General features: G+C 53.3%; 8 protein-coding genes. 5 read left to right on the top strand and 3 right to left on the bottom strand.

Annotation, left to right across the window (positions count from 1 at the left end; translation table 11 throughout):
* Positions 1-3: 3 nt before the first annotated feature.
* Entirely contained in the window at positions 4-1233 is a 1230-nt protein-coding gene (locus AC2FD8_RS19405) for an MFS transporter (protein WP_496858877.1), read from the top strand.
* Positions 1230-2174 (top strand): DMT family transporter, encoded by a 945-nt coding sequence (locus tag AC2FD8_RS19410; protein WP_496858879.1) that lies wholly within the window; start codon positions 1230-1232, stop codon positions 2172-2174. Before AC2FD8_RS19405 ends, AC2FD8_RS19410 begins: the two co-directional genes overlap by 4 nt.
* A 29-nt stretch (positions 2175-2203) precedes the next feature.
* On the opposite strand, the gene AC2FD8_RS19415 is transcribed toward AC2FD8_RS19410, so the two are convergent.
* Both AC2FD8_RS19415 and AC2FD8_RS19420 read right to left on the bottom strand, forming a co-directional pair.
* Positions 2204-3184 carry a quinone oxidoreductase family protein gene (locus tag AC2FD8_RS19415; RefSeq protein WP_496858881.1) on the bottom strand — a complete coding sequence of 327 codons (981 nt, stop codon included), beginning with the start codon at positions 3182-3184 and terminating at the stop codon, positions 2204-2206.
* Positions 3185-3269: 85 nt separating this feature from the next.
* Positions 3270-3560, bottom strand: coding sequence for a DUF1330 domain-containing protein (locus AC2FD8_RS19420; protein ID WP_496858883.1), 291 nt, complete (start codon positions 3558-3560; stop codon positions 3270-3272).
* Between the two features lie 333 nt (positions 3561-3893).
* On the opposite strand from AC2FD8_RS19420, the gene AC2FD8_RS19425 reads away from it, so the two are divergent.
* On the top strand, positions 3894-4763 hold the full coding sequence (locus AC2FD8_RS19425) for a LysR substrate-binding domain-containing protein (protein WP_496858884.1): 870 nt from the start codon (positions 3894-3896) through the stop codon (positions 4761-4763).
* A gap of 437 nt (positions 4764-5200) precedes the next feature.
* Here the strand turns inward: AC2FD8_RS19425 and AC2FD8_RS19430 are convergent, their stop codons facing one another.
* A complete protein-coding gene (locus AC2FD8_RS19430) occupies positions 5201-6091 on the bottom strand; it encodes an AraC family transcriptional regulator (protein ID WP_496858886.1) in 891 nt (296 codons plus the stop codon).
* 161 nt (positions 6092-6252) lie between these two features.
* Here AC2FD8_RS19430 and AC2FD8_RS19435 point away from each other — a divergent pair, with 161 nt between their 5' ends.
* Together AC2FD8_RS19435 and AC2FD8_RS19440 are read left to right on the top strand one after the other, a co-directional pair.
* Positions 6253-7065 (top strand): SDR family oxidoreductase, encoded by an 813-nt coding sequence (locus AC2FD8_RS19435; RefSeq protein WP_496858888.1) that lies wholly within the window; start codon positions 6253-6255, stop codon positions 7063-7065.
* 36 nt (positions 7066-7101) lie between these two features.
* Positions 7102-7944 (top strand): SDR family NAD(P)-dependent oxidoreductase, encoded by an 843-nt coding sequence (locus tag AC2FD8_RS19440; protein WP_496858889.1) that lies wholly within the window; start codon positions 7102-7104, stop codon positions 7942-7944.
* Positions 7945-8101 lie beyond the last annotated feature (157 nt).

Below are 8101 nucleotides of genomic sequence, written 5' to 3' on the forward strand. Positions count from 1 at the left end.
CACATGGCTAACCCACTTCAGCATCATCGATCTTCCCTGATCATAGGACTGTCGTTTGTGGCACTAGCGCTGACTTTTTCGGCGCGGGCCGCCCTTGGATTGGTCATGCCGTTGCTGGAGCAGGATATGGGTTGGAGTCGTAGTTTTACGTCCGCAGCCGCCGCCTCTGCATTGCTGGTCATGGCACTGATCGCCCCTTTTGGAGGACGGCTTGTTGATAAGCAGGGAGCGCGTGCCATTCTTCAATTGGGATTGGCGGCTCTTGCCGTCGGGTGCCTTCTCGTCGCAGCAACAACGAACCCGCTAGCATTCTTCGTAGCGTTCAGTGGGATAGCTGCAGTCGGTTTCGGCTTAGTGGCGACACATGTGGTCTCAACGGCCGTCGAGCAAGAGGTTGCACGCAACAAGGGACTGGCCACAGGTATTGCAACCTCTGGCTCGACAGGCGGCCAATTTTTATTTGTACCTTTGCTGGCTGTATTGATTGGAACTTACGACTGGCGCATGGCCTTTATCGCCCTTGGGCTTGGAACATTGGTCATTATGGCTTGTATTCACAGGTGGTTTCCACGCCAAGCGTCGCCAATTTCAGCCAAAGCCTCCCCAGAAGAATCTGAAACCACGCTTTGGTACGATCTGGTTAGAATCCTAAAGCTACCCGCGTTTCAAATACTGTTCTGGAGCTACTTTATCTGCGGTTACACGACCTCTGGAGTGATCGAAACGCACTTCCTGCCCTATGCCGCCTTTTGCGGATTTGGTCCCATCCCTTCAGCTACGGCATACGGCCTTTTGTCAGCCATCAACCTGGCCGGCATGATCCTTGCCGGTTGGTTAACCGACCGCGTGAACAGACAACTCTTACTGGGTGGTATTTACCTTTTACGGGGCCTTACATTTGTCATTCTGATCAATGTCGGAGCGAGCTTTGAGACGCTGATCTTCTTTTCAGTTCTGTTTGGATTGGTTGATTATTCCACCGTACCGGTGACAGCCAGCCTTGTGGCGTCACACATTGGCGTTCGCGTCATGGGGCTGGCTTTTGGTCTGATTTCAGCCGGGCATCAGGTGGGCGCAGCCCTTGGAGCTTATTTTGGCGGCGTGCTCTTCGATCTTTATGCCCAATACTACTGGGTCTGGTACTCCTCTCTGTGGCTCGCCGTTTTTGCCGGTGTTCTGGTGTTCTTTTTGAAAGACGGACCAGAGCCACATCCTTCACACTCAACGCATTGAAAGATTTGGAAATGACGGTAGTTTCGGGAATAGCCCGCCCGCAAAATGTTGTGCGTGGCATCGTACTCATACTGGCCACAATGTTTGTAACATCGGTGCAGGATGTCGTATTCAAACTGTACGCTGCAAATCTGACGCTTTGGCAAGTCTTTGCCCTACGTGGGTTACTTGCGCTTCCTATTCTTTTTGTTCTGGCAAGAGTGCAGGGATTTCGCGGGACAATTCTCAAGATTGCTCTACAGAAATGGCCACTACTTCGAGCACTCTTTGTGACGGTGACGTTCTTGGCGTTTTATGGTGCAATACCGTTCATCAGCCTGTCAACTGTCGGGGCTGCCAACTATATCGCTCCCATCATTGTGACATTGTTATCCGCCTATTTCATCGGGGAACGGGTGGGCCCGATTGGCTGGGTCGCTGTGCTGGTTGGGTTCGCGGGTGTTGTTATCCTCCTTCAACCAGGCGCAGATACGTTCTCACCCTGGGCCGTATTGCCGGTTATCGGCGCTGGTTTCTACGCGTTGTCGCACATAATTACCCGGACCAAATGTCAGGACGTTCCACTGGCGGCGATGGTGTTGTCCCTAATGCTCGTGATGACGGTGGTCACGTTCGTGATCAGTGTAGTGCTTTACCTTTGGCCACCTGAGAACGGTCTGGCCGAGGCTTATCCTTATGTTTTTGGCATCTGGTCGCCGCTGGGTACTACAGAATGTTTGATATTAGTTCTTCTGGCGGTTTTCACTGTCATCATAAGCCTCGGCCTCGCCGGGGCATACCAGACCGCTCCTCCAGCAATAGCGGCAACATTTGAGTATTGTTATCTGGTCTATGCGGCCTTCTGGGACATGGTCATCTTTGATAGCGCGCCAGGAATGACCACAATCGCGGGGATGGTGCTGATCGTCGGTGCCGGATTGATGCTCTTGCAGCGCAATTAAGGGAGGGGGCCTGCAGCGAGGCCCCTGATTTAAGGTATCAGTATCAACGACCCCGTTGTTTTTCTGGCTTCCATAAGAGTGTGTGCTTCCTCCGCCTCCTTGATTGGGATTCGGGTGATCTGAGGTTTCCTGATTGCCCCATCCGCAATTGCCTGGAACAAGGTATCCGCCGCGGTTTGGAATTCTTCCGGGTCTGTCGTGTAGTGGGCGATCGAGGGGCGGGTCAGGAATAACGACCCTCGTTTGACCAGTTCCGAAACACTCAGATCAGGCGGTGCACCTGAGGCTGCTCCGAAGCTAACCATTGTTCCACGAGGGCGCAAACTATCAAGCGAATTTGTGAATGTCGCCTGACCGATGGAGTCGAAGACAACGTCTACACCTCCAGTAAGGTCGCGCAGTTTGGTCACGAATTCTGGATCGCCGGACAGTAAAACATGCTCGCAGCCATTCAGGCGGGCCTGCTCGATTTTCTCTTCCGTGCCGACCGTGCCAACTACGGTAACCCCTTTTGCATGAAGCCATTGACACGCGAGCGAGCCTACACCCCCCGCAGCGGCGTGAAACAGAACGGTTTGATTTTGGTTCACTGCCAAACAACGGTTGATCAAATACTCGGCCGTTATGCCTTTGAACATCAAAGCCGCCGCCACTTCATCATCAATCCAATCGGGTAGTTTGATCACCCGGCCTGCCGAGATGATTCGGCGCAGCGAATAACTGCCAGGCGCTCCACCAACATAAGCGACGCGATCTCCCACGGCGAAACGGGTTTGCCCTTCGCCAATGGCTTCAATTCGTCCAACTGCTTCAACACCGATTTGTGCGGGTAGTGCCTGCGAACGGTCGACACCTGTTCGTTGATAGATGTCCAGAAAATTGACCCCAATCGCCGTGTGTTGCACCTGAACTTCTTCGGAGCCTGGTGAAGCCAAGGGTACTTCGTCCCATGTCAGAACATTGGGTGTACCGTAGTCGTTGTAACGGAATGCGTAGGTGGTCTGTGTCATAGAATTTCCTTGGAGTTTCGCGGAGGCACGGGAATGGCTTGAACCTAACTTCCGAAGGGGCCTCAATTTGATCTATTTTGGACTCTTACTCGAGCCCTTCTACGATTACCGCCGTACCGGACGAGATACTTCTCCGTAGTGACTTTGCATCGGCGTAGTCGGCAGAGTGGTACCAGTCTTTCGCCGCGGCTCTGTCCGTAAAGGCGATTACAACAACCCGCTCGGAAGCAAAGTCGCCTTCGAGAACATCGATAGGACCACCTCGAACGACAAACCGGCCACCAAACTTCTCGATTGAGCTCGGTGAAATGGTCTTGTATCGCTCGAAAGCCTTTTGATCGTGCACATCTTCTTGAAAGATCACGTATGCGGTCATTTTCTCCGGTCCTTCAATCTATTTTGCCTCCCGCTCTGATGGCCGGAGGCAAAATTTTTAGAAATGCGTATTACCAGAATCTGACGGGTCCAGCCTCGTGCTTAAGTCGCCGCCGCAGCTCTTCTCCCTTACGGCGTTCATGCTCCATCAACATTGAATCGTGGGTAGGTTCGGTTTCGTGGTGCGAACGCGCACCAACGATGAATGTACTCAATAGTTTTAACATGTCAGTTCTCCTTGCATGTTTGAGAGGTTCTGAAAATAATATAGGCTGGCAGATAACATATCGGCCAATCAATATGCTTTCTCTATTGTTAGCTCAGGTATTATATTATGGACTGGTCACGCATACCCTCTCTAGCAGCGTTACGGGCGTTCGAAGCCGCTGCCCGCCAGCAGAGCTTTAGCAAAGCCGCAGCGGAGCTGAACGTCACGCATGCAGCAATTGCTCATCATGTCCGCAGTCTTGAGGCAGACTTTTCCGAAAGCCTGATGGTTCGCGATGGACGCGGAGTTACAGTCACTTCGACCGGTGCACGGCTGGCTGAAGACCTGCAATCAGGCTTTGCCGCCATCGCCGAAGGAGTGGAGAATATTAGGTCATTGAGAGAACACAGACCGCTCAATATTGCAGTGACGCCTGTGTTTGCCGCAAATTGGCTAATGCCACGCATTGGAGAGTTTTGGACACGACACCCGGAGATTTCCCTGAACATCAATCCCGGAGTTGATCTGGTTGACTTCAAGAAAAGCGGAACGGATTTGGCCATCAGGTATGGCGATGGCAAGTGGTCCAATCTCAGTTCACAGTTGCTCACCGATGGCGATTTTCTTGTTGTTGCGCATCCAGACCTGGTCAAAGGCAGAACGGTGAACTGCCTGCCGGATGTGATCGATCTGCCATGGGTCATAGAACGTCACATGATGGAGCGCAAAGCACTGGTTGAACGTGAAGGTGTTGATTTTGAAAAAGTAAAGCTGACACTCTTGAATACCAATGTCCTGGTACTGTCTGCAGTTGCAGCAAAGCTCGGTGTGTCAGTTCAGCCCAAATCCATTGTTGAGCGTGAAATTGCTTCGGGTGAGTTGGTTAAGATTTGCGCACTAAACCAAAAAAACCTTGGCTATTACATGGTTACTTTGCCTGATCGACAGCCCAAAGGCCTGCGAGAGTTTATGAAGTGGCTGCGATCTAACAAGTGAAGTCAATCGCTAGGAAGGATAGTGGTGATTGCAACATTGCCAAAGCTCGTTGGATTCGCTTTTTGTTGCATAGCCCTATTGTGGTCAGCCGTCGTTGCATCAAGGAACGGTATCAGTTGTCCCTACGTATATTAATGGTCTGCATTTGGCCCCGGCGCTGCTAAACGTCGGAGCATCGTAGACCTGAATTTACGACGAAATGCCGCCTTCACGGACGGCCCAAAGAAGACATCCGGCGGCAGGTTGCAGTGTTGCGGTCGCGCCCGCTTTTCGGACATTCGCTGCAGGTGCAAAACTCGGCGCTGGTCGAACTTACAGATCGCGGACGAAGTGAGCATCCGCTGTGGAGGCGCCTACGGTTACTGTCGGAAATTGGTCGGGTCGAAAAGCTTTTGTCCTTGGTGGGGCTGTGACATTTGAATTTGCTCGCTTTGACCTTATTGCACGGCTTCAGAAACGCGGTCCTGTCTTGGGGAGCATCCGAATTTGCGGGCGTATTCTCTGGAGAATTGAGCCGAGCTTTCGTATCCAACCCCGTAGGCAATTTCTGAGACCTTTGAGCCTGTGGATTGAAGCTCATTACGGGCATGAAGCAAACGCAGTTCTTTCTGGTATTGCAGCGGAGAGTTTCCCGTGACGGCCTTGAACTGTTCGAAGAAGGCCGAATTGCTCATACCCACACGAGCGGCAAGCTCTCCGACGACAAGCGGCTTGCCCAAATCTGACCGGATTTCCTGCGTCGCCGCGAAAATCCGGCTGGCCGTGTTTTCGTGCCACACCAGTTTTTGAAGTGTGCCGCCATGTTGTCCTACCAGCAGGCGGGCATGGATTTCTCGCGCCGTGATCGGCGCCAGCATGTGTCGCACCTCTTCGGTTTCGCACTGGCGAAAATATCGCAACAGAGTGTCTTGCATGTCGTCATCAGTGGGTGCGAGACAAATCGAAAACGGATCTGACACACGGTGGGCGAATGACTGCGGCAAGGACGGAGCCAGGGCGCGAAGGAGATCCAGATCAAGGGGGAACACGAGCGCGACATAGGGGTGATCGGGCGTGGCCTCGGTGATCCTTGAAACAACGGGCAACGCGTTGCTGACGATCAGCGACTGCCCGGCCCGCACGGTTAGCGTTCTGGTACTGGTTCCTACCTCTTTGGCGCCTTGCAGGACCGTGCACAACAGCGGGCGGTAGACATTTGCGTCGTGTTGGGTGGTCGACGGGTGGGTGAGAAAAACCGTTCCGCTTTCCTTGTGTGTCAGTACACCCTGCGCGACGCCCGCGTGTTCAAGCAGCGCCAGAACATAGTCCAACAATGTCTGAGGTCCCATGAATGCCTCCTGTCGTTGGCCTCATCGTTAGCACGAAAACAAGTCAAGTTATTACTGAAAACTTCTGCACCTGGAGGAATGAGCAAGAAAATTGGAGAATATTGAAAGATACATACACTCTTGGTGATTATCGTATGTACTGAAAGTTAGGGAGTTGAGATATGAAAACCATTCTGATCACCGGGGCCTCATCAGGTATTGGCGCGGCAACGGCCCGGCATTTCCAAGCGAACGGTTGGAATGTCATCTCCACGATGCGCAACCCCACGGCCAGCTCAGAGCTCGGCGCGTTAGAAAACGTGCAGCTGGCGCAACTGGATGTGACGGATGCAGGTTCAATTGCAACGGCCGTAGGCGAAGGCATCGAAAGGTTCGGGCAGATTGATGTTTTGCTGAACAATGCCGGCTATGGTGCCTATGGAGCGTTAGAGGCTTTCACAATGGATCGCATCCGGCGTCAGTTTGACACCAACGTGCTTGGGTTGATAGAAGTGACTAAGGCAGTTCTGCCCCATTTCCGTCAGAACCGATCAGGTGCCGTCATCAATATCTCTTCCATTGGGGGGCAGATCACATTTCCGCTCGGCGCGCTTTATCACGGCACCAAGTTCGCAGTTGAGGGTCTTTCGGAGGCACTACACTACGAGCTGGAGCCCCTTGGCATTCGGGTCCGTATTGTCCAACCGGGCATGATAAGAACCAACTTTGGGGGCAGTTCTTTCGATTTCGCCATGGATGAGAACCTGCCTGACTACGCGCCGATGGCTGAAGCCATGGGGCGCCTGTTTGGCAAGTTGGCCGCGAACCCTTCTGCGCCCGAAACCGTCGCGCAGGTCATTTGGGATGCGGCAAACGAGACGGGAACCCGCCTGCGATTTCGCGCCGGACCTGATGCTGAAGAGCTGCTCGATGCCCGCAAACAGCAGGACGACGAGACGTTCATCAGTGGTCTCAAGCAAAAGATGGCGCTCTGAATACTGCCAATCCATTCATAGAAAAAAGGGGGATCCATGTACCGCGAGGCAATCGAAAATGGTGGCTTGGCCGTTGTAACCGGGGCGGCAAGCGGCGTCGGTAAAGCCGCTGCCCAACGATTTGTGCAAGACGGTTTGGGGGTTGTGCTGGTCGATCTGGCGGGCGAGGCCTTGGAGAGAGCCGAGGCGGAATTGCGCGATCTGGCGGGTACGTCCGCAACCGTTCAGGCGATTCCGACCGATGTCACCAACACTGACGCCATGTCCGCCTTGGCAGATCAGGTCTTTACGCTCGGAGAGGTAGCAGTCCTGATGAACAATGCCGGAATCGCGCTTCCGACCGGCAGTTGGGAAAAAGCAGAGAACTGGCGCAAACTTTTAGAGGTCAATCTCTTTGGTGTCATGAACGGCGTACATGCTTTCCTGCCGCGCATGATCGAAGCCGCACGCCCTGCGGTGGTGATCAACACAGGGTCAAAACAGGGGATCACCACACCGCCCGGAAACCCCGCTTACAATACCAGCAAAGCCGCCGTGAAGGTCATGACAGAAATGCTGGCGCACGATTTGCGACAGGTCGAGGCGAAGATCACCGCCCATCTGTTTGTGCCGGGGTTTACCTATACTGGTATGATTGAGAAGTTCATGCCGGAAAAACCTGTCTCTGCGTGGACGAGCGAAGAGGCAATCGAATACATGCTGAAACGCATGTCGAACGGGGATTTCTATATTCTTTGTCCGGACAATGATGTGTCCGAAGAGCGCGACCGCAAACGCGTTGAATGGGCCTTGGGCGACATTTTAAACAACCGCCCGGCGCTCTCTCGCTGGCATCCTGACTATACGGATGCCTTTGCCGCGCACCAGGCCCAGGAATAGCTGCTCCAAATGAGCAGCCGTAAATTATGATAGGAAAACTGTTGCCCAATTAACAAGACTTACACCTCGTCAAAACATCCAGCGGATGGGGTGGATGGCTCCTGCTCCAACCGGCGTCGCAATGCGCCATAATGCAGTTGCCTATCACTGCTAGGAA

The sequence above is a fragment of the Ruegeria sp. YTSC192 genome (assembly GCF_059609705.1).

What these genes read in the sequence shown, in the direction of transcription:
- AC2FD8_RS19405 (WP_496858877.1), top strand. Translation starts at nt 4, where the DNA reads ATGGCTAACCCACTTCAGCATCATCGATCTTCCCTGATCATAGGACTG.
- AC2FD8_RS19415 (WP_496858881.1), bottom strand. Translation starts at nt 3,184, where the DNA reads ATGACACAGACCACCTACGCATTCCGTTACAACGACTACGGTACACCC.
- AC2FD8_RS19420 (WP_496858883.1), bottom strand. Translation starts at nt 3,560, where the DNA reads ATGACCGCATACGTGATCTTTCAAGAAGATGTGCACGATCAAAAGGCT.
- AC2FD8_RS19425 (WP_496858884.1), top strand. Translation starts at nt 3,894, where the DNA reads ATGGACTGGTCACGCATACCCTCTCTAGCAGCGTTACGGGCGTTCGAA.
- AC2FD8_RS19430 (WP_496858886.1), bottom strand. Translation starts at nt 6,091, where the DNA reads ATGGGACCTCAGACATTGTTGGACTATGTTCTGGCGCTGCTTGAACAC.
- AC2FD8_RS19435 (WP_496858888.1), top strand. Translation starts at nt 6,253, where the DNA reads ATGAAAACCATTCTGATCACCGGGGCCTCATCAGGTATTGGCGCGGCA.
- AC2FD8_RS19440 (WP_496858889.1), top strand. Translation starts at nt 7,102, where the DNA reads ATGTACCGCGAGGCAATCGAAAATGGTGGCTTGGCCGTTGTAACCGGG.